The sequence below is a fragment of the Ornithinimicrobium flavum genome (genome assembly GCF_004526345.1).
Lineage (GTDB): Bacteria > Actinomycetota > Actinomycetes > Actinomycetales > Dermatophilaceae > Ornithinicoccus > Ornithinicoccus flavus.
This window is the reverse complement of record NZ_CP038213.1, coordinates 1,577,686-1,603,957: the sequence shown is the minus strand read 5'-3', so window position 1 is coordinate 1,603,957 and position 26,272 is coordinate 1,577,686. Positions and strand designations below refer to the sequence as shown.

General features: G+C 74.4%; 28 protein-coding genes and 2 pseudogenes. 12 read left to right on the top strand and 18 right to left on the bottom strand.

Annotation, left to right across the window (positions count from 1 at the left end):
* Positions 1-200: 200 nt before the first annotated feature.
* The 6 genes and pseudogenes from E3Z34_RS07470 to E3Z34_RS07455 all read right to left on the bottom strand — a co-directional run bounded on the left by E3Z34_RS07470 (position 201) and on the right by E3Z34_RS07455 (position 4,893).
* The gene (locus E3Z34_RS07470; protein WP_134773096.1) at positions 201-1,310 is read right to left on the bottom strand and encodes a phosphotransferase family protein; all 1,110 of its coding nucleotides are present in this window, start codon (positions 1,308-1,310) and stop codon (positions 201-203) included.
* Positions 1,303-1,569 (bottom strand): acyl-CoA dehydrogenase family protein, encoded by a 267-nt coding sequence (locus E3Z34_RS19440; protein ID WP_202977050.1) that lies wholly within the window; start codon positions 1,567-1,569, stop codon positions 1,303-1,305. The genes E3Z34_RS07470 and E3Z34_RS19440 overlap by 8 nt, the downstream gene beginning before the upstream one ends.
* A 70-nt stretch (positions 1,570-1,639) precedes the next feature.
* Positions 1,640-2,170: pseudogene (locus tag E3Z34_RS20175) on the bottom strand (acyl-CoA dehydrogenase); the annotation flags it as partial.
* Entirely contained in the window at positions 2,167-2,424 is a 258-nt protein-coding gene (locus E3Z34_RS18195; protein WP_238695463.1) for an acyl-CoA dehydrogenase family protein, read from the bottom strand. The pseudogene E3Z34_RS20175 and the gene E3Z34_RS18195, both read right to left, overlap by 4 nt.
* A 130-nt stretch (positions 2,425-2,554) precedes the next feature.
* On the bottom strand, positions 2,555-3,319 hold the full coding sequence (locus tag E3Z34_RS07460; RefSeq protein ID WP_134773095.1) for an SDR family oxidoreductase: 765 nt from the start codon (positions 3,317-3,319) through the stop codon (positions 2,555-2,557).
* Entirely contained in the window at positions 3,316-4,893 is a 1,578-nt protein-coding gene (locus E3Z34_RS07455) for a class I adenylate-forming enzyme family protein (protein WP_134773094.1), read from the bottom strand. The genes E3Z34_RS07460 and E3Z34_RS07455 overlap by 4 nt, the downstream gene beginning before the upstream one ends.
* Positions 4,894-5,012: 119 nt before the next feature.
* Between E3Z34_RS07455 and E3Z34_RS07450 the strand changes: the two genes are divergently transcribed.
* Together E3Z34_RS07450 and E3Z34_RS07445 are read left to right on the top strand one after the other, a co-directional pair.
* Positions 5,013-5,726 carry a TetR/AcrR family transcriptional regulator gene (locus E3Z34_RS07450; RefSeq protein WP_202977049.1) on the top strand — a complete coding sequence of 238 codons (714 nt, stop codon included), beginning with the start codon at positions 5,013-5,015 and terminating at the stop codon, positions 5,724-5,726.
* The gene (locus tag E3Z34_RS07445) at positions 5,716-6,402 is read left to right on the top strand and encodes a histidine phosphatase family protein (protein WP_158288636.1); all 687 of its coding nucleotides are present in this window, start codon (positions 5,716-5,718) and stop codon (positions 6,400-6,402) included. Before E3Z34_RS07450 ends, E3Z34_RS07445 begins: the two co-directional genes overlap by 11 nt.
* A gap of 46 nt (positions 6,403-6,448) precedes the next feature.
* On the opposite strand, the gene E3Z34_RS07440 is transcribed toward E3Z34_RS07445, so the two are convergent.
* A complete protein-coding gene (locus E3Z34_RS07440) occupies positions 6,449-6,670 on the bottom strand; it encodes a hypothetical protein (protein ID WP_134774809.1) in 222 nt (73 codons plus the stop codon).
* 70 nt (positions 6,671-6,740) lie between these two features.
* Between E3Z34_RS07440 and E3Z34_RS07435 the strand changes: the two genes are divergently transcribed.
* Positions 6,741-7,730 (top strand): YihY/virulence factor BrkB family protein, encoded by a 990-nt coding sequence (locus tag E3Z34_RS07435; RefSeq protein ID WP_134773092.1) that lies wholly within the window; start codon positions 6,741-6,743, stop codon positions 7,728-7,730.
* Positions 7,731-7,886: 156 nt separating this feature from the next.
* Entirely contained in the window at positions 7,887-8,912 is a 1,026-nt protein-coding gene (locus E3Z34_RS07430; RefSeq protein WP_134774808.1) for a TerC/Alx family metal homeostasis membrane protein, read from the top strand.
* A 15-nt stretch (positions 8,913-8,927) separates the two neighbouring features.
* On the opposite strand, the gene E3Z34_RS19435 is transcribed toward E3Z34_RS07430, so the two are convergent.
* The 3 genes and pseudogenes from E3Z34_RS19435 to E3Z34_RS07420 form a co-directional block, all read right to left on the bottom strand.
* Positions 8,928-9,800 carry an amidase gene (locus tag E3Z34_RS19435; RefSeq protein WP_275106677.1) on the bottom strand — a complete coding sequence of 291 codons (873 nt, stop codon included), beginning with the start codon at positions 9,798-9,800 and terminating at the stop codon, positions 8,928-8,930.
* Positions 9,801-9,942: 142 nt separating this feature from the next.
* A pseudogene (locus E3Z34_RS19430) lies at positions 9,943-10,314 on the bottom strand (amidase family protein); the annotation flags it as partial.
* 56 nt (positions 10,315-10,370) lie between these two features.
* Positions 10,371-11,462: a C45 family autoproteolytic acyltransferase/hydrolase gene (locus tag E3Z34_RS07420; protein WP_134773091.1), complete on the bottom strand. Its 1,092-nt coding sequence runs from the start codon at positions 11,460-11,462 to the stop codon at positions 10,371-10,373.
* 76 nt (positions 11,463-11,538) lie between these two features.
* Between E3Z34_RS07420 and E3Z34_RS07415 the strand changes: the two genes are divergently transcribed.
* On the top strand, positions 11,539-12,537 hold the full coding sequence (locus E3Z34_RS07415) for an NADP-dependent oxidoreductase (RefSeq protein WP_134773090.1): 999 nt from the start codon (positions 11,539-11,541) through the stop codon (positions 12,535-12,537).
* A gap of 12 nt (positions 12,538-12,549) precedes the next feature.
* On the opposite strand, the gene E3Z34_RS07410 is transcribed toward E3Z34_RS07415, so the two are convergent.
* Entirely contained in the window at positions 12,550-13,011 is a 462-nt protein-coding gene (locus E3Z34_RS07410; protein WP_158288635.1) for a SixA phosphatase family protein, read from the bottom strand.
* Positions 13,012-13,145: 134 nt separating this feature from the next.
* Between E3Z34_RS07410 and E3Z34_RS07405 the strand changes: the two genes are divergently transcribed.
* Positions 13,146-14,003, top strand: a complete 858-nt coding sequence (locus E3Z34_RS07405; RefSeq protein WP_134773088.1) for a DUF72 domain-containing protein — start codon at positions 13,146-13,148, stop codon at positions 14,001-14,003.
* Positions 14,004-14,010: 7 nt separating this feature from the next.
* Here the strand turns inward: E3Z34_RS07405 and E3Z34_RS17655 are convergent, their stop codons facing one another.
* Both E3Z34_RS17655 and E3Z34_RS07395 read right to left on the bottom strand, forming a co-directional pair.
* Complete coding sequence (locus E3Z34_RS17655) at positions 14,011-14,241, bottom strand: hypothetical protein (protein ID WP_158288634.1); 231 nt, start codon at positions 14,239-14,241, stop codon at positions 14,011-14,013.
* 45 nt (positions 14,242-14,286) lie between these two features.
* Complete coding sequence (locus E3Z34_RS07395) at positions 14,287-14,976, bottom strand: LLM class flavin-dependent oxidoreductase (RefSeq protein ID WP_134773087.1); 690 nt, start codon at positions 14,974-14,976, stop codon at positions 14,287-14,289.
* A gap of 158 nt (positions 14,977-15,134) precedes the next feature.
* Between E3Z34_RS07395 and E3Z34_RS07390 the strand changes: the two genes are divergently transcribed.
* A complete protein-coding gene (locus E3Z34_RS07390; protein WP_134773086.1) occupies positions 15,135-15,593 on the top strand; it encodes a GyrI-like domain-containing protein in 459 nt (152 codons plus the stop codon).
* Here E3Z34_RS07390 and E3Z34_RS07385 read toward each other — a convergent pair.
* Positions 15,572-16,183, bottom strand: a complete 612-nt coding sequence (locus E3Z34_RS07385; RefSeq protein WP_134773085.1) for a 2'-5' RNA ligase family protein — start codon at positions 16,181-16,183, stop codon at positions 15,572-15,574. The two genes, E3Z34_RS07390 and E3Z34_RS07385, sit on opposite strands and share 22 nt — an antisense overlap.
* 154 nt (positions 16,184-16,337) lie before the next feature.
* Between E3Z34_RS07385 and E3Z34_RS07380 the strand changes: the two genes are divergently transcribed.
* From E3Z34_RS07380 to E3Z34_RS07370, 3 genes are read left to right on the top strand one after another with little or no spacing between them, the layout of a single operon-like run.
* Positions 16,338-16,598, top strand: coding sequence for a hypothetical protein (locus tag E3Z34_RS07380; RefSeq protein WP_202977048.1), 261 nt, complete (start codon positions 16,338-16,340; stop codon positions 16,596-16,598).
* 5 nt (positions 16,599-16,603) lie between these two features.
* Entirely contained in the window at positions 16,604-17,482 is an 879-nt protein-coding gene (locus E3Z34_RS07375; RefSeq protein ID WP_134773084.1) for an FHA domain-containing protein, read from the top strand.
* Positions 17,479-18,228 carry an SDR family NAD(P)-dependent oxidoreductase gene (locus E3Z34_RS07370; RefSeq protein ID WP_202977047.1) on the top strand — a complete coding sequence of 250 codons (750 nt, stop codon included), beginning with the start codon at positions 17,479-17,481 and terminating at the stop codon, positions 18,226-18,228. Before E3Z34_RS07375 ends, E3Z34_RS07370 begins: the two co-directional genes overlap by 4 nt.
* Before the next feature lie 3 nt (positions 18,229-18,231).
* On the opposite strand, the gene E3Z34_RS07365 is transcribed toward E3Z34_RS07370, so the two are convergent.
* The 3 genes from E3Z34_RS07365 to E3Z34_RS07355 all read right to left on the bottom strand — a co-directional run bounded on the left by E3Z34_RS07365 (position 18,232) and on the right by E3Z34_RS07355 (position 21,040).
* Positions 18,232-18,471: a hypothetical protein gene (locus E3Z34_RS07365; protein WP_134773083.1), complete on the bottom strand. Its 240-nt coding sequence runs from the start codon at positions 18,469-18,471 to the stop codon at positions 18,232-18,234.
* Positions 18,468-19,283: a hypothetical protein gene (locus tag E3Z34_RS07360; protein WP_194092439.1), complete on the bottom strand. Its 816-nt coding sequence runs from the start codon at positions 19,281-19,283 to the stop codon at positions 18,468-18,470. Before E3Z34_RS07360 ends, E3Z34_RS07365 begins: the two co-directional genes overlap by 4 nt.
* A 71-nt stretch (positions 19,284-19,354) precedes the next feature.
* Complete coding sequence (locus tag E3Z34_RS07355) at positions 19,355-21,040, bottom strand: ribonuclease J (protein WP_134773082.1); 1,686 nt, start codon at positions 21,038-21,040, stop codon at positions 19,355-19,357.
* 104 nt (positions 21,041-21,144) lie between these two features.
* Between E3Z34_RS07355 and E3Z34_RS07350 the strand changes: the two genes are divergently transcribed.
* A complete protein-coding gene (locus E3Z34_RS07350; protein WP_134773081.1) occupies positions 21,145-21,909 on the top strand; it encodes a CDP-alcohol phosphatidyltransferase family protein in 765 nt (254 codons plus the stop codon).
* On the opposite strand, the gene E3Z34_RS07345 is transcribed toward E3Z34_RS07350, so the two are convergent.
* Entirely contained in the window at positions 21,824-25,591 is a 3,768-nt protein-coding gene (locus E3Z34_RS07345) for an nSTAND1 domain-containing NTPase (RefSeq protein ID WP_134773080.1), read from the bottom strand. The genes E3Z34_RS07350 and E3Z34_RS07345 overlap by 86 nt on opposite strands.
* A 226-nt stretch (positions 25,592-25,817) precedes the next feature.
* Between E3Z34_RS07345 and E3Z34_RS07340 the strand changes: the two genes are divergently transcribed.
* Positions 25,818-26,267 carry a hypothetical protein gene (locus tag E3Z34_RS07340; RefSeq protein WP_134773079.1) on the top strand — a complete coding sequence of 150 codons (450 nt, stop codon included), beginning with the start codon at positions 25,818-25,820 and terminating at the stop codon, positions 26,265-26,267.
* Positions 26,268-26,272 lie beyond the last annotated feature (5 nt).

Below are 26,272 nucleotides of genomic sequence, written 5' to 3'. Positions count from 1 at the left end.
GCCCACCGACTCCTCCACCGCGACCTCGTCCACCTCCCGGTAGGAGCGCAGGCGGGTGAAGATCTCGGCACGCGTCGAGGCCGCCAGCCTGGGCAGCTGCGCCGTCAGACGCCGTCGCACGGTCTCGGTCGTCGGGCCTGCCGCCGACCCTCCGCCCGCACCTGGACCCGGATCCGGGGCGGAAGTCGTTCCGGGCCCGGTCACGCCCCCAGGCCCGCGTGGCTGCGGGCGCGCGCCAGCAGGCCGGGCACCCCCTCCTCGAGGAAGGGGGCGAAGGTGGTGTCGCCGGCCCGCTCGCCGCGCAGCCACCGGGTGTACATGGCCTCGCAGAAGACGGCGGACTTCCACATCGCCAGGGCCTGGTACCACCCCAGCGCCGAGAGGTCCTGCCCGGTGCGGCGGGCGTAGGCCTCGGCGAGGTCGGCACGGCTCCACCAGCCCTCTCTCCGGGTGACCGACGAGTGGTCCATGACCGTGGGCTCCCAGGCAGGGTCGCTCCAGGTCGCCGTGAGGTAGCCGAGGTCGGCGAGCGGGTCGCCGAGGGTGGCCATCTCCCAGTCGAGGACGGCCAGCACGCGGCCCGGGGCGCTCGCATCCAGCATGAGGTTGCCGAGCCGGTAGTCCCCGTGGACGACCGCGGACCCGGCCTGCTCCGGGACGTGGTCGGCCAGCCACGTCGTGACGACCGGGAAGTCGTCAAGCTCCCGGGTGGAGACCTCCGGCCACAGCCCGGCGAACCGCCGGACCTGCCGGGCTAGGTAGCCCTCGGGGCGGCCCAGGGCGGCCACCGCTGGGTCGGCCACGTCGACCGCGTGCAGGGCCACGAGGGTGTCGACCACCGCCTCGCTGGCGCGACCCCGGGCCTGCGCCGAGCTCAACGCCGGTGGATCGGTGTCGGTGACGACCACGCCGTCCAGGTGCTCCATCACGTAGAAGGGGACCCCGAGCACGGACTCGTCCTCGCAGACGCCGAGGATGCGGGGGACGCGGACACCCCGCTCGCCGAGCACCCGCTGCACCCGGGACTCCCGCACCATGTCGTGGGCCGAGGGGGGCAGCGGCGGGCGCGGCCCGCGCCGCACGACGAAGCGCGTGGCGTCCGGGCCGTCGCCCCGCCGGACGAGGTAGGTGATGTTGGACTGCCCGTCGCCGATCCGCTCCCAGGACAAGGCCCCGCCGACGGGGCCGATCCCCTGCCCGTCCAGCCACTCGCCCACGGCGTCCAGCACCAGCAGCGGGGGCATCGCCATACCGACGGCCTGCTCGCGGGTGGCGACGACGTCGACACCGTCGGGACGGGACTCAGCCATCGTTCTCCTCGGGGGTGACCCGGTCCAGCGGGGCGGCCCCCGCCTCGACCTCCCGGCGTCGGGCCCGGGAGGCCCGGCGGGAGATGGCCCACCGGTGGGTCTCGCTGGAGCCGTCGTAGACCCGGAAGGGCCGGACCTCCATGAGGAACTGCGCCAGCGGCAGCTCCTCGCTCATCCCGTCGCCGCCGCACAGCTGCATGCTGCGGTCCACGACCCGGTAGATCGCCTCGGCGCAGTGCACCTTCGCGACCGAGCTCATCGCCTGGCCGGCCCGCTCGTCGCTCTCCCAGCAGCGCGGCGGTGCGGGTGATGATCGCGTCGGAGGTCTCGATGTCGATGACCGAGTCCGCGATCAGGCCCTGGGCCAGCCCGAGCTCGCTCATCGGCGAGCCGAAGAGCTCCCGGCGCCCGACCCGGTCCAGGGCGGTGTCGAGCGCGCGGCGGGCCAGCCCCAGCCAGCGCATGCAGTGCGTCAGCCGTGCCGGGCCGAGGCGGACCTGGGCGTAACGGAAGCCCTCCCCGACCTCGCCCAGCACCGCCGAGTCCGGCACCCGGAGGCCCTCGAGGTGCACGTAGGGATGACCGCCGGAGATGACCTTCTCGGAGGTGCGGATCTGAGCCCCCACGCGCCACCCGGGCACGTCGGTGCGGGTGAGGAACATCGTGGCCCCCGCGGGCCGGGTCCGCCCGTCCGCGTCGACCGTCTCCTCGGTGCGGGCCATGATGATGGCGATCCCTGCCTCGTTGGCCCCGCTGATGAAGCGCTTGCGGCCCTCGATCACCCACTCCTGCCCCTCCCGCCGGGCGGTGGTCGCGAGCGCGGAGGGGTCGGACCCGGCGCCCGGGTGGGGCTCGGTCATCGCGAAGCTGGAGCGCTCCCCCCCCGCACCAGCGGGGCGAGGAAGGTCTCCTTCTGCTCCTCGGTGGCGATGAGGGACAGCATGTGCATGTTGCCCTCGTCGGGGGCCATGCAGTTGAGGACGGCCGGACCGATCGGGCTGTAGCCGGCCTCCTGCAGGACCGGTGACCAGTCGCGCAGCGGCAGGCCCAGGCCGCCGTAGGCCGCGCTGGAGACGGGGGCGAAGACCCCGGCCTGCTTCGCCTGCCGCGACAGCTCGCGGCGGACCTCGGGGAGCAGGGTCTCCCCGGGGCGTGGCTCGCGGGGAGGACGACCTCCCGGACGAACGCCCGGGTGCGGGCGACCAGGTCGGCCAGCTCGGGCGACAGGGTGTCGGGACGGGTGCTCACGCGTGGCCCCCGCCCACGAGCAGGCCGCCGTCGACGTCCAGGACCTGCCCGGTCATCCAGCGCGACTCCTCGCCGACGAGGAAGGCCACGACGTCCGCGACGTCCCTCGTCTCCCCCAGCCGCCCGAGCGGGTAGCCGGCGGCGACCTCCTCCTCCCGACCCTCGTAGAGGGCCCGGGAGAAGTCGGTCCTGATCACCGCCGGGGAGACCGCGTTGACCCGGATCTCCGGGCCGAGCTCGACGGCCCAGGTGCGGGTGAGGTGGTGCACGGCGGCCTTGGAGACCCCGTAGAAGCCGATCCCGGGGCTGGGGACGCTCGCCGACACCGAGGAGACGTTGACGATGCGGCCCCGGTGCTGCCGGAAGCCCAGGCCCTCGTGCCCGAGGACGCCCTGCGTCCAGGCCAGGCTGCCCAGGACGTTCACCTCGAGGATCTTGCGGGCCACGCCGAGGTCGATCTCCTCCAGCGGGCCGTAGGCGGGGTTGATCCCAGCGTTGTTGACCAGGATGTCGAGCCGGCCGTGCGTGCCGGCGATCGTGTCGAGCACCTGCGCGCGGTGCTGCGGGTCGTCGGCCTTGCCGGCCACGCCGAGCGCGGCCTCGCCCAGGCTCGCCACCGCGGCGTCCAGGGTCTCCTGACCGCGCGCCGTGACCACCACCCGGGCCCCGAGCTCGACCAGGCGGGCGGCGACCGCGAGCCCGATCCCCCGACTGGCGCCGGTGACCAGGGCGACCTGGCCGGAAAGCGGTTGCTGCGTCATACCTGGGGTTCCTCCTCGTTGCGGCCGTCGCGCAGGTCGCGGCGGCGGATCTTGCCCGTGGGTGTCTTGGGGAGCTCGTCGAGCAGCTCGATGCGGCGGGGCACCTTGTATGCCGCCAGCTCGCCGCGGGCGTGCTCGCGCAGCTCGTCCGGGGTCACCGTCGCCCCCGCCACGCGGGTGACGAACGCGGTCACCGCCTCCCCGCGGTAGTCGTCCGGCGTCCCGACGACCGCGGCCTCGTGGACGGCCGGGTGGCGCAGGAGGACCTCCTCGACCTCCCGCGGCCACACCTTGTAGCCCGAGGTGTTGATCTGGTCCTTGAGCCGGTCGACGATGTAGACCCAGCCCTGCTCGTCCAGGACCGCGCCGTCACCGGTGCGTAGCGCCCCGCCGGGGAAGGTGGCCGCCGTGGCCTCCTCGTCCGCCCAGTAGCCGGGCACCACGTGCGGTCCGCGCAGCTCCAGCTCCCCCGGCTCCCCGGCGGGCACGGCCTCCCCGTGCGGATCGACGACGCGCACGTCCAGCCCGGGGAAGGGCAGACCGATGGCCAGCGACCCGGTCGGCCCGTGGACCGGTGCCTCGACCCCCGGCGGGACCCCGATGCACGCGGACGTCGTCTCGGTCATGCCGTAGATGTTGTGGATGTAGACCCCCAGCTCGCGCCGGAAACGCTCGACCGTCGACGGGGGTACCGGGGCCCCGCCGGAGTAGAGGTGGCGGACCGTGGGGAAGTCGTCGGGGCCGATGCCCTCCAGGCGGGCGAGCCCGTTGAAGACCGTGATCGACCCGGTCGTGGTGGTCACGCCGTCCTCGCGGAAGGCCCGCAGGACCTTCTCGGGGGTGGCGCGCCCGACGAGGACGACGGCCGCGCCGGCCAGCAGCGGCGACACCAGGGTGATGACGGCGCCGGTGATGTGGAAGACGGGCGCGACGCACAGCACGCGGTCCCGCGGGGTGAGGCCCATCCAGTCCCGGACGCACGCGGCGACGGTGAGCACGTTGCCGTGGGTGTTCATCGCCGCCTTCGGCGCACCGGTGGTGCCGGAGGTGAAGGTCAGCAGCGCGACGTCCTCGGCGGTCCGGGGCACCGCGTCCACCCGCTCGCCCCGGCGGGCGGTGAGCTCGGGGTCGCCGTCGGCCCAGACGACCTCGACGGCGGTGCCCTCCGCGGCGGCGCGCACCGTCGCGAGCAGGTCGGGGTCGACGACGAGGGCGCGGGCGCCGCAGGTCTGCAGCAGGGTGCGCAGCTCGGCGCCGTGGTACATGGGGTTGAGCAGCGGCACCACCGCACCGACCCGCCAGGCGCCCAGGAGCACGACGACCGCGGTGGGGACGTTCTGCAGGACGATCCCGACCCGGTCCCCGGCGCCGATGCCGCGGCTGGTCAGGAGGGCGGCGAAGGCCTCGGCCCGCTCGTCGAGCTCGGCAGCGGTGACCCGGCTCCCGTGGTGGAGGAGCGCCAGCCCGTCCGGGTCGCGCTCGACCCGTGCGCGCCAGGCCGTGGTCAGGTCCGCCGGCAGCCGGGGCGCGCGCGTGGTGAGACCGGGCGGGTAGTGCGCCTCCCAGGGCCGCATCGCCTCACGCTCCCTCGTCGTCACCGCGACCGAGCGATCGCTCGGTCGGTGGGGCTAGACTTCCCCGCGACGGGCCCGGTGTCAAGCGGCCCTCTCACCCTGGCACGGAGGAGGCGATCGTGGGACCCGACGGCGACACCCACCCCGACGGCGACACCCACCCCGGCGAGGACGCCAGGCGTGACGGCGGGACCCGCACCGGCGGGCCCTCCGGACGTGAGGGCGTGGACGACTGGCGGGCCTACGGCGCCGACGACCTGCCGCCCATCCTGCGCGCCACCCTCGACTGCTTCGCGGCCCAGGGCTACCACGGGACGTCGGTGCGCGAGATCGCCGCCCGCGCGGGCCTCTCGGTCCCCGGGGTCTACCACCACCACCGCTCCAAGCAGGACCTGCTCGTCGCCGTCATGGAGCACGCCATGGAGGATCTGTGGTGGCGCAGCCGGGCGGCCGCGGCCGCCGCGGGCCCGGACCCGCGGGACCGGCTGGCCGCCCAGGTGGAGTGCCTCGTGCTCTACCACGCCCGTCGCCAGGACCAGGCCTTCCTCGCCTGGAGCGAGATCCGCAGCCTGTCCCCCGAGCACCTCGCCGCCCACATCGGCCGCCGGGACCGCCAGCAGCGCGTCTTCGACGCCATCCTGCAGGACGGCACCGGCGCGGGGACGTTCCGGACGCCGTGGCCCCTGGAGACGAGCCGCGCGATCGTGACCCTGTGCACCGGGGTCGCCCAGTGGTTCCGCTCCGGGGGTCCGCTGCCGGCCGAGGCGGTGGCCGAGCGGTATGTCGTGCTGGCCCACGGCATGGCCCAGGCCGTCCCGGCGGGTGAGGGCTGACGTGGGCCGGGTGATCCTCGTCCGGCACGGGCAGGCCTCGTTCGGCGCGGCGGACTACGACCACCTCTCCCCGCACGGGGCCGAGCAGGCCCGGCTCGCCGGAGCGGCGCTGGCGGCCCGCGGTCTCCACCCGGACGTCGTGCTGCAGGGACGGATGCGCCGCCACGCGCAGACCACGCACGCCCTGGTCGAGGCCGCAGACTGGTCGACGGTGCCCGTCCGCACCTGCGGGGCCTGGGACGAGATCGACCACCTCGGGGTGATGACCGCCTTCGGCGAGGACCCGGGGCAGCAGGACCCGCGCGCTTTCCAGGCCGCCTACGAGCGTGCCCTGCACCGGTGGATGGCCGACGATCCGCACGAGCCCGCCGGGACCGTCGCCGAGTCGTTCGGCGCCTTCACCGCCCGCGTGACCGACGGGCTGTCCGCCGCCGCGCAGGAGGCCGGCCGCGGCCGGAGCGTCGTCGTCGTCAGCTCCGCGGGGCCGCTGGCCGTCGCCTGCGCCAACCTGCAGCATCCGGGTTTTCCCGAGGTGGACCCCGGGGCGTGGTTACGGTGGAACGCCGTGGCCGTCAACGCGTCCCTCACCACCGTCGTCGTCGGCCGGCAGGGCACCCGTCTGCTCGCGTTCAACGAGCACGGGCACCTGGCGCCGGGGCACGTCACCTTCCGCTGAGGGAAGCGACGCCGTCCGACCCCCGCGGACGGCCGGGCCGGGCGCCCTACAGGACCTCGAGGCCCTTGTAGGGGGTGACGATGCGCTTGGTGCAGTTTCCGAAGTCGACGGTGACGGCCTCGCGCTCCCGGCCCACGACCCGACCCAGGCCGTAGGTCTGGTGCGAGACGCGGTCGTCCAGCTCGAAGTTCTCGACCTCCGGCTCGACCTTCGGTGCGAAGGGACTGTTGGCGAGGTGCCGCCGCGGAGCTCCGGATCGAGATGTCATCACCCCCTCAGTATGCGCCCCGGGTCTGAACCGGGCGTGCGGTGGTCCCCGGGCCGGGTGAGACTGGGGCATGACCCGGTCGGACGGTGACGCCCCCACCCAGACGGACTACGGGGCGACCTCCACCGACCCCAGCCAGATCCCCGGCCGCGGCTGGATGCGGATCCTGCGGCGTGTCCTGGGGCGCGTGGGCCCCGACAGGTTCCCGCTCTACAGCGCGGCCGTCGCCTTCTTCGCGGTCCTGTCGATCGCGCCGGTGCTGCTCACCGCGCTGTCGGTCTACGGCGCGGTCAACACCCCGGCCCAGGCCCTGGACCACCTCACCGGGCTCGCGGAGCTGATGCCCCCTGCGCTGGGCCAGATCCTCTCCGACCAGCTGGTCTCGATCACCGCGGCCTCCACCCAGCTGCTCACGCTCCGCGGGGTGCTCGCCCTCGCCGTGGCCCTCGGGACCGCGATGGCGGCCACGAACTTCCTCGTCGACGCCCTCAACGTCGCCTACCGCGAGGAGGAGACCCGCGGTCTCGTGCGTCGCAGCCTGCTCGCCCTCTCCTTCGTGCTGGGCGGCGCGCTCGTCCTCGGGGCGGTCATCACCGGCAGCGCCCTGCTCTCCCGCCTGCTCACCGACGCCCCGCCGTGGGTTCGGCTGCCGGTGCTGGCGCTGGTGTGGGTCGGGCTCGCCGCCCTCATGGCGCTGGGCCTGGCGGTGCTCTACCGCTTCGCCCCGGCCCGGCGGGGCCGGGCCCGGTGGCGGTGGGTCAGCGGCGGCGCCACCGTCGCCACCGCCCTGTGGCTGGCGGCCTCGGCCGGGCTCTTCCTCTACGTGCAGAACCTCGGCACCTACGAGCGGACCTACGGCTCTCTCGCGGGGGTGGCGATCAGCATGTTCTGGCTCTGGGTCACGGTGCTGCTGCTCGTCCTCGGCGCGGCCTTCAACGCCGAGAGCGAGCGTCAGACGGCCCGCGACTCCACGGTCGGCGCCGAGCGCCCGCCGGGTCGTCGGGGCGCCGTGGTCGCCGACGACATCCCCCCGCACCCCGAGGACGATCCCACCACTTGACGTGTCCACCATCGGCTACGTACCCTCGACCGCACGAGGGGAGTACTTCGCCAAGTCGTCGCCGGTCAGTGCGCGTGACCAGATGTCACGCCCGGGACGCGCCCCGCACGGGGTGAAGGAGACCTCGCACCGTTCGCACGGATGCGAGGACTGCTGTTGCCCACCCTGCCCCTGCCCCTGAGCGCCGCCCAGCCGGTGGACGTGCTCACCACGATCGCCGACACACGCCTGTGGGTGCTCACCGTCGCCGGCGTGCTGGCCCTGCTGGCCCTGGACTTCCTGCTCACCCGGCGGCCGCACGCCGTCTCGATGAAGGAGGCGCTGGGCTGGTCGGCGTTCTACATCGCCCTCCCCCTGGCCTTCGGCGTGTGGGTATGGCGTGCCCACGGCGGGGAGATCGGGCTGCAGTACTACACGGGGTACCTCGTCGAGAAGTCCCTCTCGGTCGACAACCTCTTCATCTTCATCCTCATCCTGTCGGCCTTCGCCGTCCCCCGGGTCCTGCAGCAGCGCGTGCTCCTCATCGGCATCGTCGGCGCGCTGGTCCTGCGCACCATCTTCATCGCCGTGGGCGCTGTCCTGATCTCCCGCTTCTCCGTCGTCTTCCTCGTCTTCGGCGCGATCCTGCTGCTCACGGCGTGGGGCGTCTACCGGGACGCGCGCTCCGACGAGCACACCGTGGACGTGCAGGAGCTGAAGGCCGTCCGGCTGGCACGGAAGCTGTGGCCGGTGACCGACAGCTACCAGGGCACGCGGCTCACGGTCCGGGAGCAGGGCCGACGGGCGCTCACCCCCCTGGGGCTCGTGGTGCTGGCGATCCTGGGCACCGACATCGTCTTCGCCGTCGACTCGGTGCCGGCGGTCTACGGCATCACCGGTGACCCCTACCTGGTCTTCGTGACCAACGCCTTCGCCCTCCTGGGGCTGCGTGCGCTCTACTTCGTGCTCGAGGGTGCGCTGGGCACGCTCCGCTACCTCGGTTACGGCCTGGCCCTGATCCTGGCGTTCATCGCCGTCAAGCTGGTCCTGCACTGGGCGCACACGGTCTGGGTCGAGGTGCCCAGCATCCCGACGCTCTTCTCCCTGGTCTTCATCGTCGTCGTGCTCACCGTCACCGCGGTGACCAGCGTGCTCGCCGAGCGGCGGGACAGCCGGCGTCGCGAGTCGACGCCGGTCGGCTGACGGGCGCCGGCCGACCTACAGGTCGGGGTGGCGGTCGGCATACCTCGTGGCCGCCTCGAAGGCGGCGGCGACGCGCAGCAGCGCGACGTCCCGCCCCGGGGCGGCCACGATCTGGATCCCCACCGGCAGGCCGTCCGGCGAGAAGCCGGCCGGCACCGAGATGGCCGGGCAGCCGGTGGCGGAGATGACGCAGACGGCGCGCATCCAGTCCAGGTAGGTCTCCATCGGCCGGCCGTTGATCGAGGTGGGGAACTCCAGCCCGGCGTCGAAGGGCAGCACCTGCGAGGTGGGCAGCACCAGCACGTCGTGGCTCTCGAACCACCGGCGCGTGGACCGCCACAGCCGTCCCCGGGCCAGGTCCTTGGCGATGAGGTCCTCGACCGTGAGGTCCCAGCCGAGCCGGGTGTTCCACACCACGGTGTCCTTGACCCGGCCGCCGTCCGGCCGGGCCGTCTCGGCTCGCACCAGCTCCCCGAAGGTCGCGACGAAGTCGTGCGCCCGTTGCACCGCGAAGACCCGGTCGGCCTCGCGCAGGTCGGGGGCGGAGTCGTCCACCGCGGCCCTGAGGTCGGCGAGGACCTCGGCCGTGGCGAGCACCACGTCCCGCACCGCGGGCTCGACCTCGAGCAGGCCGTCGAGGTCCGGGCTGAGACCGACCCGCAGCCCGCGCAGGTCCGGCTCGACCTCGGCGCCCAGCCGCAGCTCGGGCAGGTCGAAGACGCTGCCCGGCTCCGGGATCGAGCAGGGACCGTCCGGGTGCGGGCCGCTGCCGACGCTCATCAGCAGCGCCACGTCCCCGACCGTGCGCCCCATGAAGCCCTTCTGCGCCAGCCAGGCCCAGGCGTCGCCCGGCGGGACGTGCGGGATGCGGCCGTTGCTGGGGCGCATCCCGACGTGCGGGATGCTGGCTGCCGCTTCTGGGGCGCACGGTCGGGGACGTGGCGCTGCTGATGAGCGTCGGCAGCGGCCCGCCGACGCCGCCGGAGGACCCGGCCGCCGACCTCGTCGGGTCGTAGGGGTTCACGGTCGTGCCGAAGACGGGGTTGAAGGTGTGCGCGCCGGCCGCGAACTCGGGCACGTTCGACTTCCCGGTCGTGATGACGCCCGCGGCCCTCAGGCGTGCGACCACCAGGTCGTCGGCGGCCGGCACCCGGTCGGCGTGGATCGGGCTGCCCATGGTCGTGCGCATCCCGGCCGTGTCGTGCGTGTCCTTGTGCGTCATGGGGACGCCGTGCAGCGGCGGCAGCTCCTCCCCCGACCGCCGGGCGGCCACGTGCCGGGCGTCGGCGGCGCGGGCCTCGGCGAGGGCGCGCTCCGGGTCGAGGGTGACGATCGCGTTGACGACCGGGTTGACCTGCTCGATCCGGGCCAGGTGGGCGGTGACGGCCTCGACCGAGCTCACCTCGCCGCGGGCCAGGAGGTCGGCGAGCTCCCGGGTGGTCAGCCACGTCAGGTCGCTCACGCCTCCTCCCGGACGCGGTAGGTGACGGACATCTCGTCCGCGTGCTGCGGCACGCCCGGGCTGAGCCGGATGGTGCGGCGCGCCGGGTCCATGAGGATCGTCGCGAGCGTCGCGTTGCGCTCGGCCTCGGGGCGGGTCTCGTCGGGCAGGAGGGCGACGGTGCGGTCCTCCAGCGGCGAGCAGAGCAGGGGTATGAGGTCCGCCGCCCCACGCGGCGCGGCCGCCCCCGCGGTGCTCGCCTCGATGGCGGCCATCCGGGCGTGCGTGGTGGACGCCGCGTGGGTGAGCCGCGCGCCGTCCTGCCGGTCCAGCGCCAGGAAGTGGTTCGTGTGCAGCAGCCAGCCCCCCTCCGTCCCCAGGACGCTGGTGCCGCCGGGCGCGATCTCGACCATGACCACCCGGTCGGCGGTGGTGACGGTGATGACCGAGGAGGACGACGTGGGCGCCTGGTCGATCATCGCGACCGCCTCGTCGAGCGAGGTGGCCTCGGCCAGCACCCGCGCCAGCACGGCGTGCACCGGGACCCCGCCGGCGTCGTCCGCGTCGTTGCGCAGGATGTTGAGGTGGACGGCGACGCCGGCCGCGTTGAGCCCGATCTTGCCCGGCATCCCGCACTCGGTGAGGCCGGCGTGGGCCAGCTCCCCCGGCAACGGGTCCACCCGCTGCAGGTGCCAGCTGCCGGTGAACCGGGCGTACCAGTCCCACGTCTGCACCGAGACGGTGGCCCCCGGCCGCTGGTGGGCGATCGTCGAGCACTCGCTGATCGCCTCCGGCGCCAGGGTGAGGATCTCGGTGCGGGCCAGGACCCGGCCCAGGTCCACCAGGTCGAGGTCGGCGCCGGCGGCGATCCCGGCCAGCTCCTCGGACAGCGGCGGGTGCCAGGACCGGACGGCCTCCAGGGACGCGGCGGCAGCCTCGCGCTGGTCGACGGCGGGGATGCCGAGGCCGGCGAACAGGTCGGCATACCCCCGCGCCGTGGCCGTGATGCGGCCGGCGAGCCGGCGGCCGCGGGCGCGGCCCCGCTCGGCACGGGTGGGGGCGGACAGCCGGACCGCCTCGACGCGGGTGAGGTGGGGCAGGGTGCTCATCGGGGGTCTCCTGGGGCGGGTGTGGACCCATCCTAGGGACGGGCGTGCGGTGCGGTCCCGGGGTACGGTCCCCCCCATGGCCCACCGTGAAGTCGTCCTGAGCACCCGCCCCGCCGGCATCCCCGGCCCGGAGCACTTCACCGTCCAGGAGGCCACGAGCCCTCCGCTGCAGGACGGCCAGGTCCGGGTCCGCGTCACGCACGTGTCGGTCGACCCGGCGATGCGGGGCTGGGTCAACGCGGCCGCCAACTACTCCCGGCCGGTCGGCCTGGGGGAGGTCATGCGCTCGTTCTCCGTCGGCGACGTGGTCGAGTCCCGGCACCCCGGGTATGCCGAGGGCGACGTCGTCATGGGGATGCTGGGCTGGCAGGAGCTGGCCGTCGTCGGGGCGGACGCGATCTGGCGCCGCGTCACCGAGACCGACCTGCCGCGCTCGCTGTCGGTCGGCGTGCTGGGACTCACGGGCCTGACGGCCTGGGCGGGGGTGACCTCCGTGCTGCGTCCGCGCCCGGGGTCGACCGTGGTCGTGTCGAGCGCCGCCGGTGCGGTGGGCTCGGTGGCCGGCCAGCTCGCGGCCTCGATGGGGTGCCGCACCGTCGGGATCGCGGGCGGTCCGGAGAAGGCCGCCCGCTGCGTGGAGGAGTTCGGCTTCGACGCCGGGGTCGACTACCGGTCGTCGACCTTCCTGGCGGACCTGGCCGCCGCCACCCCGGACGGGGTCGACCACTACTTCGACAACACTTCGGGGCCGATCACCGACGCCGTCGTCGCACGCCTCAACCCCTTCGCCTCGATGATGGTGTGCGGCACTGCCGCCTACAGCTCGTGGGACCCCTGGCCGCAGGGGCCGCGGATGGAGCGCGTCATCCTCACCCAGCGGGCCCGGATCGAGGGGTTCCTCGCCTTCGACCACCTCGACGCCCTCCCGGACGCCGTCGCCGCGCTCGCGGACCTCATCCGGTCCGGTGACCTCGTGCACCGGGAGCACACGCTGACCGGGATCGAGGCCGCCCCCGGGTCGATCGCCATGCTCTACTCGGGCGCGAACGACGGCAAGCTCGTCATCGAGCTTTGAGGGATGGTTCGGTCAGCCCGGGGGGCGACCGTGGGCGACGAGCCGGCCGGAGGAGTCCCAGCTGTCCAGCTCCACCACCGCCAGCGTCGAGGTCCTCATCTTCCGCAGCTCACCGGTGAGACTGGTCAGCAGCTGCTCGCACGCGGGGTTGTGGCCGACCAGCACGACGCACCGCTCCTCCCCCAGGCCGCGGACCACCGCGAGCAGCTCCTCCCCGTCGAAGGTGTAGACCGCCTCCTCGGTCCGGGTCGGCGGGGCCGGGTCGAGCTCGGCCCGGGCCAGCGCCCAGGTGTCGCAGGCGCGACGGGCCGGTGACACAAGGGCCAGGTCGATCGGCCCCGCGTGGGCCGCCAGCCAGACGCCCGCCTCCGCCGCCTGCCGACGGCCGCGGTCGGTGAGCGGCCGTGCCCGGTCCGGGACGTGCCGGGACCAGTCGGACTTGCCGTGCCGCAGCAGGATCAGGGTGGGCGCCATCGCCCCAGTCTGACCCGCACCCTCCCCTCCCGTCATGCGGCGACGACCAACCCCTCTCCGTCCGCGTGCCCTCCGTCCCCCCGCCACCGTCCGTTCGCGTGGCAGCGCCCGCCCGGCTGTGCGTGACTGGTCGCATGACCGACCCCCGTCCCGTGCGCGTCGGGATCTCCGGCTGGCGCTACGCCCCGTGGCGCGGTGTGTTCTACCCGCCGGGGCTCCCCCAGCGCCAGGAGCTGGAGTATGCCGCCCAGCGCCTGGACTCGGTCGAGATCAACGGCTCGTTCTACTCGCTGCAGCGCCCCAGCAGCTACCGGGCGTGGTCGGCCGCGACCCCGGACGACTTCGTCTTCTCCGTCAAGGGCACCCGCTTCATCACCCACATGCTCAAGCTGCGCAACGTCGAGGTGGCGCTCGCGAACTTCCTCGCCTCAGGGGTGCTCGCCCTGGGCCCCAAGCTCGGCCCCGTCCTGTGGCAGCTGGCCCCCCGCCACCGCTACGACCGCGCCCAGCTCGAGGACTTCCTGCCCCGGCTCCCCCGCACCCACGGGCAGGCCGCCGCGGTGGCCGCCGGCCACGACGACCGGCTGCGGGAGCCTGCATACCTCGACGTCGTCGAGCCCGACCGCCCGCTGCACCACGTGCTGGAGGTGCGCCACCCCACGTTCGCCGACAACCCCGAGCTGCTGGCGCTGCTGCGCCACCACGGCGTGGGGATCGTCATCGCCGACGCGGCCGGCCTGTGGCCGTACTACGACGCGATCACCAGCCCGGTCGCCTACGTCCGCCTCCACGGCGACACCGAGCTCTATGTGAGCGGGTACGGCGAGGCGGCCCTGCGCGACTGGGCCGACCGCATCCGGCGCTGGCGGCAGGAGGCCGACGTCTACGTCTACTTCGACAACGACGTCAAGGTCAACGCCCCGCACGACGCGATGCGCCTGGCGGAGCTGCTCGAGGAGCCGCTCCCGGCCACGCCGGGGCGGCGGGGGTGACGCCGGGTCAGTCGGGCTGGGAGTCGTCGCTCGCCGACGCTCCCTCCTGGCCGGGCTCGTTGATGTCGACGGCGTCGCTGACGGCGGTGTTGACGTCGGGGGTGTCGGGCACGCTGTCGGCACCGCCCTGGGAGGTGTCGGCGTTGAGGGCTCCGGACCCGCCCTCGGACAGCGCGGCGCCCTGGTCGTCGTGGTCGTCGTGGCTGCCGTGGTCGTCGTCGCGGTGCGTCTGGCTCATGGGGACACGGTAGGCCGCCCCGGCCCGCGGCTCGCGCTGGAACGGTCAGCCCGGTCCCCGGCGGACCAGGTCGTCGATCTCGTCCTCCCAGCCCGCCCGGACCGGGAAGGTCGAGCGGACCGACCACGTGGCACCGGCGTCGGCATACTCCGCGGCCGGGACGCCGGGCCGGGTGTGGACCACCACGTCCCAGCCCTCCGGGGCGGACCCGCCGTCGATCGCGAGGTGGTCGGCGAGCTCCTGCGGCGTGAGCTCGGCCTCCTGCCCGATCGGCACGACACCGTCCCACCGGCGGGCCCGGGCCAGGGGCCGGCGGTTCGGCACCACACCAGCCACCCAGATCGGAGGTCGGGGCCGCTGGACCGGTCGGGGCCGGACGTCGGCCCGGACGGAGTAGTGCTCGCCGCGGACGTCGACGGGGCCCCGCAGGAGCCCGTCGATCACGGTCAGCGCCTCGTCGAGCATCGAGGCGCGCACCCTGCGGTCGGTCTCCTCCCCCAGGTCGGCGAAGTCCCGGTCGACGGGCTCGCCCAGGCCGACGCCCAGGACCGCCCGCCCCCCGCTCAGGTGGTCCAGGGTGGTCAGCTGCTTGGCGACGACGTGCGGCCGGCGCCGGGACAGCGGGGTGACCAGCGTGCCCAGCCGGACCGAGCGCGTGACCTGCGCGACGGCCCCGAGCAGCACCCAGGGGTCGTGGGGGGCCGCCCCGGGGCGCCATTGGACGTGGTCCCACAGGAAGACCCCGTCCCAGCGTCGCCTCCGCCTCGCGGGCCCAGTCGACCACCCGACCCGCGTCGGTGAAGGGCGGGATGCTCACGGCGTGCCTCATGCCCCCAACCTAGGCCCGGCCGCGGGGGTGTGCTCATCCCCTCCCCGTGCCAGACTCGAGGGGTATGGAGACGCCCGAGATCATCAGCTGCCAGGCACGACCCAGCGCGGTCGTCCGGGGCACCGTGCCGATGGACCAGGTCCGGACCTTCTACGACCGGTCCTTCACCCTCGTCGCCGAGGTCCTGGCCCGCCAGGGCGTCCAGCCCGCGGAGGCCTTCGGTCACTACCTCAGCCCACCGTCGGACACCCTGACCCTGGAGGTGGGCTTCACCGTCCCCGCACCGGTGGCGGGTGAGGGGGAGGTCCTCGCCGCCGAGCTCCCGGCCGGACGGGCCGCCTTCGCCACGCACCTGGGGCCCTATGACGACCTGGGTGCCGCCTGGGGGCGTCTCGGGGAGTGGATCGGCGCGCAGGGGCACACCCCCGGGCCCGACCTGTGGGAGGTCTACGTCACGGAGCCGACACCCACGACCGACCCCGCGACGCTGCGCACCGACCTCTACTGGCTGCTGGCCGACTGAGCGCCGGGCGCCGGCCCGAGGGGGACGACCAGCCCCTGGTCCGGGTCCCACCAGCGCAGACCCACCAGCCGGCGTTGGGTGGGGCCGGGCGGGGTGGAGTCGTGCAGCGCCTCCAGCGCCTCCAGCGCCTCCAGCGCCACGGCGACAGACGCGGGCGGCAGGCGCCGGGCGAGCGTGAGGTGCGGCACCCAGGGGCGCGGGTCGGCGCCCGGCCACAGGCCCAGCAGCTCCTCCTGCGCGGCGCGCAGCCAGCCCGGTGCGCCCACCAGCTCCGCCAGGGTCGAGCGCCCTGGTGCCCCGAGGAGCCCCAGGCCGGCCACGTCCAGCGAGACCGGCAGCCGCTGCGCGACGCCCTCCCCGGCCATGTCCAGCACCTCCCCGGACGGCCGCGGCCCGCTCAGCAGCGTCACGTGCGGGCGGTGGGTCACCCCTGCGTGCCGCGCGAGGGAGGGCACACCGGCGTCCTCGAGACGGGCCCACCGCTGCCGCACGTCGAGGTCGCCGGCCTCGTCGAGGACGAGCTCCAGGGCGTGCGCCCGGCGCCGCGGTGCACCCAGGCCGGGCGGGGAGGGCGACCCGGCTGACGGCATACCGGAGAGCGTAGATGGACCGGCGCCCGGCTGGGCGACCCGTGCCCACCGGGCACCCACCTCCGGGCACGGCTCATCCCTTGCGCCCGGACGCGTCTGGCCCTAGTCTGGACAGACCTTGGACAAACGTTGTCCACCCAGCACAGGAGAGATCATGACCGACCAGCTCGCCCCCACCACCCACGGCACCCTGCAGGACACCCAGGGCCGGGACGCCACCTGGACCGACCTGGCCAAGGAGATGTGGTCCTACCTCACCGGCCAGGGCGCGGCCATCAACTACAGCTTCGTCGACCTCGCGGTCGAGGTGCCCCGGGACACCGGGGCCGACGCGCCACGGGCGACCTGGATGCTCAACGGCACCCTGCGCATCACGACCGAGGACGAGCAGCACCCCGCCGAGCCCCGGGCCTGAGCGTCATGACCGCGACCCTGCACCTGGACGCCGACCTCCGCCTGGAGGTCGGCACCGGCGTCGCCGACGACGACCCGGGCCGACGCCTGGCCGCCCACCTCACCGGCACCGGCTCGACGCTCACGCTCGTCCTCGACGGCCTGGACCGGTTGCCGGTCGGGCTCGGTGTCCGGCAGGCCGCGGACCCGGTGCGGGACGTCGCCCAGCTCCTCGCGGACGAGGGCCTGACGGTGGTCGTGGCGACGGAGCGGGGTCGGCTGTTCTCCCTCGGCCGGGTCCGTCAGCGGCTCGGCGAGCGCACCCTCACCGGCTCCCCCCACATCACCGTGCACGACCGGCGCGGGGTGCTGCGGATGCTCCGGGCCCGCGGCGACGGGGGTGCACCGGCCCTGTCCGGGCTGCTCCCCCCGGCCACGCCCTGGCCGCTCACCCCCACGCTCACCCCTCCGCGCCGACGTCGGGTTCGCACCACCCACGACCCGCTGGGCGGCGGCGACCCCCGGCTGGTCTACTACCTCACGCCCCCGGAGCAGGGGGGCGAGCGCCAGGTCCTGCACCTGCGTCGCGGTGCGACGTCGGTGGGCGGCGCCCCCACCGACGACCTGCGGCTCCCGGGCCTGCAGCCCGGCGAGCTCCGTGTGGAGCGCGACCCGGCCAGGGACGAGTACCAGGTGGTGCCCGTCCCTGACGCCACCACCACCGTGGGCGGCAGGCCGGTCGACCGCCCGGTCCCGCTGCGCACCGGCCAGACCGTCTCGGTCGGCGGCCGGTCCTTCGTCTACGTCCGCGAGGAGTACGCCGACCACGGCCGGCCGTACGGCGGGCGCGAGGGCGGGGAGTTCTCCCGGCAGCGGCCGCAGCCCCTCCCGAGGTACCTCCCGTGACGGGCGGGCGCGCGGCCCGGCGGCCAGGACCCCGCGACCTGACCGGCGCCCACGTGGCCGTCGTCGGTGCGACCGGTGCGCTCGGCTCTCGACTCGTGGGGCAGCTGCACGCCGCCGGCGCCGTCGTCACCGTCGTCGGCCGGGACCAGGAGCGCCTGTGGCCCCTGGCCCGGGGCGGCTCGGTCGTCGTGGGCGACCTCACCGACGAGACGCTGGGCGACCGGCTCGTCGCCACCGTCGAGGAGCACTACGACGGACGCCTGGACGGCCTGGTCAATGCGGCCGGCGTGGTGGCCTTCGGGCCGCTGGCCGAGCTGCCGGACGAGGTCGCCGAGCAGCTGATGCTGACCAACCTGCTCGGACCGCTATGGCTGCTGCGGCGCACGGTCCCGCTGCTGCAGGCCTCCTCCGGCTTCCTCGCGCAGATCACCGGGGTGGTGGCCGAGCAGGCCTTCCCCGGCATGGCCGCCTACGGCGCGAGCAAGGCCGGCCTGGCCGCCGCCTCGGGGTCGCTGGCCCGTGAGCTGCGCCGCGACGGGGTCGACGTCCTCGACCTCCGACCGCCGCACACCGAGACCGGCCTGGCCGGTCGTGCGCTGGCCGGCCGGGCCCCGGCGATGCGGACCGGCCTCGACCCGGACGCCGTCGCAGCCCGCATCCTGCGGGCCATCGTCGAGCGTGAGGGCGTCGTCGGGCCGGTCGAGTTCACGCCGGCCACGGCAGCGGCCGGGGCGGCCGGGGCCTGAGCCTCAGCCCACCTCGGGGGTCTCGGTGCTCCCCCGGTCGTGGATCTCGCCGGCCATGCGGTCGAGGTTGGCGTCGTCGACCTCGACGCCGGCCTGCGACATACCCTCGCGCAGGTCGTCCTTGACGGTCTCGGGACGGGCGCCCTCGTCCCAGCTCTCTACCCGCTCGACGACGTGCTCGGCGGCCTCCTGGCGGGCGGCGTCGACCTCGGCGGCCGACCCTTCTGCGTGATGTTCGCTCATCCGGCCACGGTAGTCAGCCGGTCCCGCCCGCGCACGGTGAGCGGGTCCTCGTCCCGGGGCGCTCCCTCCGGCCCCGGAAGGCGGGCCCGGCGCCGGAAGAGCACGGCCAGCAGGGGGCTCGCCACGAGAAGGGTCACCCAGACGATCGAGATGATGGCGATCTCGAAGGTGTCGCCCCGGTCGGTGCCCAGACGCAGCGACACCGCGACGAGGGCCAGCACGACGGCACCGGTGCTGGCCAGGAGGAGCACCCGCAGGGCACGCTCGACCCGGGAGGCACCCGCCAGGACGGGGACCAGGCAGAGCAGCGCCAGCGACAGGAGCAGGTAGCCGAGCTCCTCCAGCGCGAGGAAGACCCCGTTGGGGTTGTACTGCGTGAGCATCGACCACCCGTCGAGCTGGCCCTTCTCCAGGCTGAGCGGCAGGACGGTGACCTGGAGGTAGTAGTCGACCAGGAGCACCCCGGCGGCCAGCGTGGTCAGCGCGAACGCCAGCCGGCCGTGGACCCGGCGCTCGGGGGGCGCGACCTCGGTCAGGGCCGCCACGAGCGCGACCAGGACGACCAGGAGGACCATCGCGGGGTACATCCACAGGTAGTCCCCCGGCCACTGCCGGGCGATGACCGGGTCGGTGAAGGGATAGGGCACCCGGTCCGGCAGGGCCGTGAGCGCCAGCCCGAAGGTGACGACGGTCAGCACGCCGGTGCCGACCGCCGCCAGCAGGCCCAGCCGCGCCGGCCCGGCCCCGGGCGGCCGCGACGGGCGGGTCGCGCGGGGAGGACGGGTGGTGCGGACGGGGGGCCGGAGCGCCATGACGAGACCTTCTCCCTGGGTACTACACAGTGTAGTCCCGCAGGGGGGTGCGGTCAGGGCCGCCGGGGCCCCTACGCCTCGATGACGACCGGGATGACCAGGGGGTTGCGCCGGTGCTTGCGCCCCGCCCACTGGGAGACGGCCCGCCCGATGCGCTGCTCGAGCTCGCGGTAGTCGCCGATCCCCTGGGACGCGGCGTCCGCCAGGGCCTTCTCGATCGCCGGCACCGCCGCGTCGAACATCGTCGGGTCGGTGCCCAGGCCGCGGGCCAGGAAGTCCGGCGGCTCGGCCAGCTTGCCCGTCTCCGCGTCGACGAGGGCGACCACCGTCACGGTGCCCTGCTGGCTCAGCGTGAGCCGGTCGCGCAGCTCCTCCTCGGTCACGTCGCCGACGCTGCCGGCGGAGACGTAGACGTACCCCGCGCGCACCTTGCCGCTGACCTTGACGCGCCCGTCGACCAGGTCGACCACCATGCCGTCGTCGACGACCACCACGTTGTCCGGGTGGATCCCGGTGGCGATGGCCAGGTCGGCGTTGGCGCGCAGGTGGCGCCACTCGCCGTGGACGGGCATGACGTTGCGCGGCTGGATGATGTTGTAGCAGTAGACGAGCTCGCCGGCGCTGGCGTGGCCCGAGACGTGGACTTTGGCGTTGCCCTGGTGCACGATCTTGGCGCCCCAGCGGGTCAGGCCGTTGATGATGCGCGACACGGCGTTCTCGTTGCCGGGGATGAGCGAGCTGGCCAGCAGCACGGTGTCGCCCTCGCCGATCCGGATCTGGTGGTCACGGTTGGCCATCCGGGACAGGGCGGCCATCGGCTCACCCTGGGAGCCGGTGCAGACCAGGGTGACCTTGGTGGGGGGCAGCGAGTCGAGCTCGCGCGCGTCCACGACCAGGCCCCGCGGCACCTTGAGGTAGCCGAGGTCCTGGGCGATCTTCATGTTGCGGACCATCGACCGGCCCACGAAGGCGACCTTGCGCTTGTGCTCGACGGCGGCGTCCAGCACCTGCTGGATGCGGTGCACGTGGCTGGCGAAGCTGGACACGACGATGCGCCCGGGTGCCGTGCGGAAGACGGTCTCGATCGCCGGGGCCAGGTCCTTCTCCGCGGTCGTGAAGCCGGGCACCTCGGCGTTGGTGCTGTCGACCATGAACAGGTCGACGCCCTCCTCGCCGAAGCGGGCGAAGGCCCGCAGGTCGGTGATGCGGTCGTCCAGCGGGAACTGGTCCATCTTGAAGTCACCGGTGTGCAGCACCGACCCGGCGGCGGTCCGGACGAAGACGGCCAGACCGTCCGGGATGGAGTGGTTGACGGCGACGAACTCGCAGTTGAAGGGGCCGAGGTCGAGCCGGTCACCCTCGGCCACGAGTGTCGTCTTCGGCTTGATCCGGTGCTCCTTGAGCTTGGCCGTGATGAAGGCCAGCGTGAGCTGCGAGCCGACCACCGGGATGTCGGGGCGCTCCTTGAGCAGGTAGGGGACGCCGCCGATGTGGTCTTCGTGGCCGTGGGTCAGCACGACCGCCACGATGTCCTGCATCCGGCCGGACAGGTAGGAGAAGTCCGGCAGGATGACGTCGACACCGGGCTGGTGCTCCTCGGGGAAGAGCACGCCGCAGTCGATGACGAGCAACTTGCCGCGGTGCTCGAGCACGGCCATGTTGCGGCCCACCTCGCCCAGGCCTCCGAGCGCCACCACCCTCAGGCCGTTGCGGGGCAGTGAGGGCGGTGCGCCCAGCTCGGGGTGCGGATGGCTCATGGGTCTCCTCGGGATCAGGGGGTATGCGGTGTGGGGCGGGCGCGCACGCGGCGCACCGGTTCGGCGACGAGCCTACGCCGTCCCGACGGCTAGGGTTACGCGCCATGACCCCTGCGGCCCCCGGCACCACGCGACGACTGGCCGCCGCGGGGGTCCACGCCTACACGGCCCTGGGGTCGGTGCTGGCCCTGCTCATGGTGCACCTGTCCTACGCGGGCGAGGTCGTCGCGGTCCTCTGGCTCTTCCTGGTCGCCATGGTGATCGACGGCACGGACGGCTTCCTGGCGCGTGCCGTGCGGGTCAAGGAGGTCCTGCCGGGCTTCGACGGGGCGCTCCTGGACAACATCGTCGACTACCTCACCTACGCGTTCGCCCCGATGGTCCTGCTCTGGAGCGCGGGCCTGCTGCCGGACGGGTGGCTGGGAGGGGTCGTGGCGGCGGTGCCCCTGCTCGCCTCTTGCGTGCAGTTCAGCCGCGCCGACGCCAAGACCGACGACCACTTCTTCCTCGGCTTCCCCAGCTACTGGAACGTCGCCGCCTTCTACCTCGTCGTGCTGGGCGCCGGGACCACCGTGGTGACCACGGTCCTGCTCGTGCTGGCGGTGCTCGTCTTCGTGCCCGTCACCTACGTCTACCCCTCGCGCACCGAGACCGCGTGGGGCCTCACAATGACCCTCACCACCGCCTGGCTCGTGCTCTACGCGGTGATCCTGGCGCAGTACCCCTCCCCCAGCCCGTGGCTCGTCGCCCTCTCGCTCGGCTACCTGCTCTACTACGCCGCCCTCAGCCTGCACCTGACCCTGCGCCGTCGGCGCACGGCGGGGCGTAGTCGATTCCGGGCAGCAGGCCGGCCCACTCCTGCGGCGTGATGTCGGTGCCCACGTTGTCGCAGAGCCACCGCGTCGCCTCCTCCACGTCCGTCAGCCACAGGCGGGTGCGACCGGACAGCCCGCCGCCGAGCAGGACCGACCCGTCGGCGGACCAGACGACGTCCTGCAGGTTGGCGAGGCCGGCCCGCAGCACCTCCGTGGCCACCCAGCGTCCGTCGCGCAGGGTGTAGATCCACGCCTCGCCGCCGATCACGGCCACCGCGAGCCGCTTCCCGTCCGGCGCGAAGCGCACCGAGTTGGTGATCGACGTCGGACCCGCGAGCGGGTCACCGACCGGTGCCGGCGACGCCGGGTCGCTCACGTCGTAGAGGTAGATCCGGTTGTCCGAGGCGGAGACGGCCAGCAGCTCGCCGTCCGGGGAGAAGTCGACGCCGTAGACGTTCACGGAGGGGCTCACCTCGAGCTGGGACAACGGCGCATCCAGGTCGTCGACCCAGGCGAGGCGCACCCCCTCGTTGTCGTCCCCCGTGGCGAGCAGGCCGTCGGGGCGGACCGCCCCGGTGAGGGTGGACCCGCCCAGCCGCGTGCGGTCGAGCTCCTGACCACGGGTGGGCCCCTCGAGTCCGATGCGGCTCACCACGCCGTCCCGGTCGAACCCCAGGACGGAGGATCCCTGCGGGTCCAGGACCACGAGCGGGAGGGCCACGTCGGAGACCTTCTCCTCGACGAGCAACTCCGCCTGCGGACCGTCGACCCGCCAGGTGAGGACCCGGCCGCCGGCGGTCCCCATCGCCACGAGCCGCCCGTCCGGGCTGATGGCCCCGGCCCCGGTGGAGACGTCCTCGCCGCTCGCGCGCAGGGTGTGCAGCTCCACGGGGGCGTGCGGGTCGCGCGCGTCCCAGACTGTCAGGACGCCGTCCGGCGGTCCCCCGGAAGTGAGGTAGCGCTCGCCCCGGGCCGAGGCGCCGACGACGAAGACGTTGCCGGGCAGGCGCGGCAGCGCGGAGGAACGCTCGTCCCAGGTGTAGGCCGTGCCGCCCAGCGTCCCGAAGACCCACCGGCCCCCGGCGACGTCGAGGTCGATGACGGGTCGGGGGACGGGCAGCACCAGGCTCGGTGACTCCGTCTGCGGCCCCTCCTCGCCCAGGCTCCACACCGTGACCGGCCCCTCGAACCCGGCGGTCGCCACCACCCCCTCCTCCTCGTCGATGCGGACGTCGAAGAGGTTGGTGTCGGACGCGTAGTAGGCACCCTCCTCGGCCAGCTCGTCCCCCTCGACCGTGATCCAGTGCAGGAGCCCGGACCGCCCGACGGCCGCGAGGGCCGACCCGTCAGCGGCCACGTCCAGCGCGAAGAGCCCGCGGCCCGTCTCGTGCTCCCCCGCCGGCCGCAGCGTGCCCGCGTCCACGTGCCAGGTGCGCACGGTCCCGACCGACAGCGCCGCCGCGAGCAGCCGCCCGTCGGCGTCGGTGTCCAGCACCTCCACGAGCCCGCCCGCGTCGAGGGGCTCACCGAGGGGGCCCTCCACCCCGTCCTGCGTGACGGCGTAGCGCAGCAGCTCCCCGCTCTGCAACGCGACGACGAGCATCCGCCCGTCGTCGGCGAAGCTGAGGGCGGCCGGGACGCCGGGCACCGGCAGCGGGGTCACGGCCGGGTCGCCCGGATCGGTGAGGTCCAGCAGCGCCAGCAGCGGCTGGGGGTCGATCCCCTCGGCCAGGGAGTAGCCGGCCGTCACCGCCCAGGGCCGGTCGGGGTGCGCCACGAGCCGGCTCACCGTGGGCGCGCGGCCACCCTCGTCGAGGGGCACTGTGGCGAGCACCTCCCAGGGGGTGTCGCGGGTGGTGGCCGCCACCACGACCCCGCCCTGGGGCCCCGTGAGGACCAGGTGCTCCCCGTCGGGGAGGTAGGCGACCCGCTCCATGGCCACCTCCTCGTGCGTCCGGGGGCGGATCACCGGGCTGGTGGTGGCGTCGAGCACCGCCGACCTGGCCTCACGGGTGGATCCGGCGCGCAGGGCGGCCACGGCGAGCTGCTGGGAGAGGGCGGGGTTGGACTCACGCTCCCCGGCGGCGGCCACCGCCATCTGCCGGGACTGCGCCTGGTCGCGCTGGGTGCGGGCCTCGGCCGAGGACCGCACGGCCACACCGCTGGCGACCAGGGCGGCCACGAGGAGCACGGTCATCACGGCGACCACGGCGGTGCGACGGCGCTGGCGGGCCCGTCGCTCGGCCTCGAGCCGCTCCTCGAGCCGGTGGCTGGCCGCCAGGAAGTCCTGCTGGAGGGGGGTCAGCCGACCGCGCGCGCCGACGCCCCACTCCGCGACGGCGGTGAGCCGCGAGCCGCGCAGGAGGTGGTCCTCCCCCCGGCCGTGGGTGTCCCAGTCGCGGGCGGCACGCTCCAGCGTCTCGCGCCGGGCCAGGTCACCCCGTCGGGACTCGACCGCGTCGGTGAGCCGCGGCCAGGCCCCGACCAGGGACTCGTGGCTGAGCGTCGCGTCGTCGGTGCGGACGGTCACGAGCCGGTGCGCCACGAGGTGGTCGAGGACGGACGGCGCGTGGGGGTCGAGGTGCGCCAGCTCGTCCAGGGGCGCGAGGCGGCGTGTCCACCCCTGGGCGGGAGCGGTCGCGACCATCCGCAGCAGCAGCCCCATGGCCACCTCCTGCTGCTCGGGGGGCAGCCCGGCCAGGGCCTGCTCGGCCGACTGCCGGATGGCCCCCTCGAAGCCGCCCGCCCGGCGGTAGTCCTCCACCGTCAGCGCCTTGCGGTCGCTAGTGCTCCACATGGTGTCGAGGACGTGGGCGAGGTGCGGCAGCACCGAGCCCACCGTCTCCTGCCGGGCGTCGGCGAGGATGACGTCGACCAGCCCCGGCTCGAGGGTGAGGCCCACCTGGCGGGCCGGCCCCTCGATGGCGGATCTCAGGCCTGCGTGGTCCAGCGGCTCGACGAGGAGCTGCCGCGCCCGCAGGGCCTCGGCCAGGCCGGGGCGCAGCATCGCCTCGCCGTAGAAGTCCGCACGCAGGCCCAGGACGAGGACACGCCCGTCGGCGCCGGCGGCCCACCCCTGCAGCCGGTCGAGCACCTCCTCGGCCCTCGCCCGCGGGTCGGTGTGGGTCCACAGCTCCTCGAGCTGGTCCACCACGAGCACCTGCCGGACGGCCGTGGGAGCCACCCCGGGTTCGCGCTCCTCGAGCTCCACCAGCACCCGCCCGACCTCGGCCGGACGGCACACCGCGCAGTCGACGTCCCGCAGGGCGGGCTGCAGCCCGGCGCGGAGCAGCGAGGACTTGCCGGAGCCGGAGGGCCCGACCACCACGACGACCGGGGAGCCGCCGCCGGCCGCCTCTTCCATCAGCCGCAGCAGGCGGTCCAGCAGCTCCTCGCGCCCGAAGAACAGGTCGGCGTCACCGGGCTCGAAGGCCCGCAGACCGGGGTATGGCGTGCGGGTCACCTCGACCTGACGCCGCTGCTCGTAGAGCGCGAGCAACCGGTCACGCCACGCGTCGTGCTGGGAGGGGGGCACTCCGCAGGCCTCGAGCACCCGGGTCAGGACCTCCGGCCGGTTGGCGGGCGGGAGGTGACGGCCGGCGAAGTAACCCCCCAGGGTCGCGGTGGGGATCCCGGTGAGCCGGTGGACCTGCCGGATCGAGCGCCCTGCCTCCCGCCGGACCTCGGTGAGGGCTCGCGCGAACGACTCGACGCTGTCCGGGGGCTGGTCGGCCACGGTCCATCTCCTCCTCCGCCGGTGTCCCTGAGCGTACGGATCGCGTCCGACACTCCACCACCTCTCTGTCTCCCGTGCGTCGCAGCCGCAGGTCACAGGCCTGCGTCGTACGGAGTCGTACGGGGTTGCCGCACCCGCTTGGAGTCCCCGGCCCCGGACAGGTGCAATGGTCGTCAGGTGCCCGCCGCAGGGGGGCGGGCGCCCTGACCCCTGTCACGGAGGATCGATGACGATCAGGCACCCGAGCCCGCCGTCCGGGCCCGGTCGCGACGCCGCGCCCGTCGCCTCCCTCGACGTCGCCTCCTCCGACGTCGCCTGGCCGCGGACGGCGGCCACCCTCCGCGCGCTCCTGCTGGGTGACCTGACGTGCCGGCGGCGCTGGCAGCGCCACGCCCAGCGCTCCGGGGCCCAGCTGCCGAACCAGGCCGGTGTCGCCTGGGTGCTGGCTCTCACCCTCTGGGACCGGGGAGACGTCGCCGAGAGCCGGCGCACGCTGCCCCGCAGCCTCAAGGACCGGGTCTCCCGGGCCCTGAGCGGCCACCTCGTCTCCGCCAGCACGTTGGCTCTCTTCGTCGAGGCCTTCGACCTGTCGGAGGAGCAGAAGGCGGCGCTCTACGACGCATGGGAGGAGGACGCCGCGGGCCGGCCTGCGCCCGCGGACGTCGCCACCTCGTGACTCAT

Bases quoted from the DNA above. Each gene is read 5' to 3' on its own strand.
- E3Z34_RS07470 (WP_134773096.1), bottom strand. From the start codon at position 1,310: ATGGCTGAGTCCCGTCCCGACGGTGTCGACGTCGTCGCCACCCGCGAG.
- E3Z34_RS19440 (WP_202977050.1), bottom strand. From the start codon at position 1,569: ATGAGCTCGGTCGCGAAGGTGCACTGCGCCGAGGCGATCTACCGGGTC.
- E3Z34_RS07460 (WP_134773095.1), bottom strand. From the start codon at position 3,319: ATGACGCAGCAACCGCTTTCCGGCCAGGTCGCCCTGGTCACCGGCGCC.
- E3Z34_RS07455 (WP_134773094.1), bottom strand. From the start codon at position 4,893: ATGCGGCCCTGGGAGGCGCACTACCCGCCCGGTCTCACCACGCGCGCG.
- E3Z34_RS07440 (WP_134774809.1), bottom strand. From the start codon at position 6,670: ATGACATCTCGATCCGGAGCTCCGCGGCGGCACCTCGCCAACAGTCCC.
- E3Z34_RS07435 (WP_134773092.1), top strand. From the start codon at position 6,741: ATGACCCGGTCGGACGGTGACGCCCCCACCCAGACGGACTACGGGGCG.
- E3Z34_RS19435 (WP_275106677.1), bottom strand. From the start codon at position 9,800: ATGCGCCCCAGCAACGGCCGCATCCCGCACGTCCCGCCGGGCGACGCC.
- E3Z34_RS07420 (WP_134773091.1), bottom strand. From the start codon at position 11,462: ATGAGCACCCTGCCCCACCTCACCCGCGTCGAGGCGGTCCGGCTGTCC.
- E3Z34_RS07415 (WP_134773090.1), top strand. From the start codon at position 11,539: ATGGCCCACCGTGAAGTCGTCCTGAGCACCCGCCCCGCCGGCATCCCC.
- E3Z34_RS07410 (WP_158288635.1), bottom strand. From the start codon at position 13,011: ATGGCGCCCACCCTGATCCTGCTGCGGCACGGCAAGTCCGACTGGTCC.
- E3Z34_RS07405 (WP_134773088.1), top strand. From the start codon at position 13,146: ATGACCGACCCCCGTCCCGTGCGCGTCGGGATCTCCGGCTGGCGCTAC.
- E3Z34_RS17655 (WP_158288634.1), bottom strand. From the start codon at position 14,241: ATGAGCCAGACGCACCGCGACGACGACCACGGCAGCCACGACGACCAC.
- E3Z34_RS07390 (WP_134773086.1), top strand. From the start codon at position 15,135: ATGGAGACGCCCGAGATCATCAGCTGCCAGGCACGACCCAGCGCGGTC.
- E3Z34_RS07385 (WP_134773085.1), bottom strand. From the start codon at position 16,183: ATGCCGTCAGCCGGGTCGCCCTCCCCGCCCGGCCTGGGTGCACCGCGG.
- E3Z34_RS07380 (WP_202977048.1), top strand. From the start codon at position 16,338: ATGACCGACCAGCTCGCCCCCACCACCCACGGCACCCTGCAGGACACC.
- E3Z34_RS07375 (WP_134773084.1), top strand. From the start codon at position 16,604: ATGACCGCGACCCTGCACCTGGACGCCGACCTCCGCCTGGAGGTCGGC.
- E3Z34_RS07365 (WP_134773083.1), bottom strand. From the start codon at position 18,471: ATGAGCGAACATCACGCAGAAGGGTCGGCCGCCGAGGTCGACGCCGCC.
- E3Z34_RS07360 (WP_194092439.1), bottom strand. From the start codon at position 19,283: ATGGCGCTCCGGCCCCCCGTCCGCACCACCCGTCCTCCCCGCGCGACC.
- E3Z34_RS07355 (WP_134773082.1), bottom strand. From the start codon at position 21,040: ATGAGCCATCCGCACCCCGAGCTGGGCGCACCGCCCTCACTGCCCCGC.
- E3Z34_RS07350 (WP_134773081.1), top strand. From the start codon at position 21,145: ATGACCCCTGCGGCCCCCGGCACCACGCGACGACTGGCCGCCGCGGGG.
- E3Z34_RS07340 (WP_134773079.1), top strand. From the start codon at position 25,818: ATGACGATCAGGCACCCGAGCCCGCCGTCCGGGCCCGGTCGCGACGCC.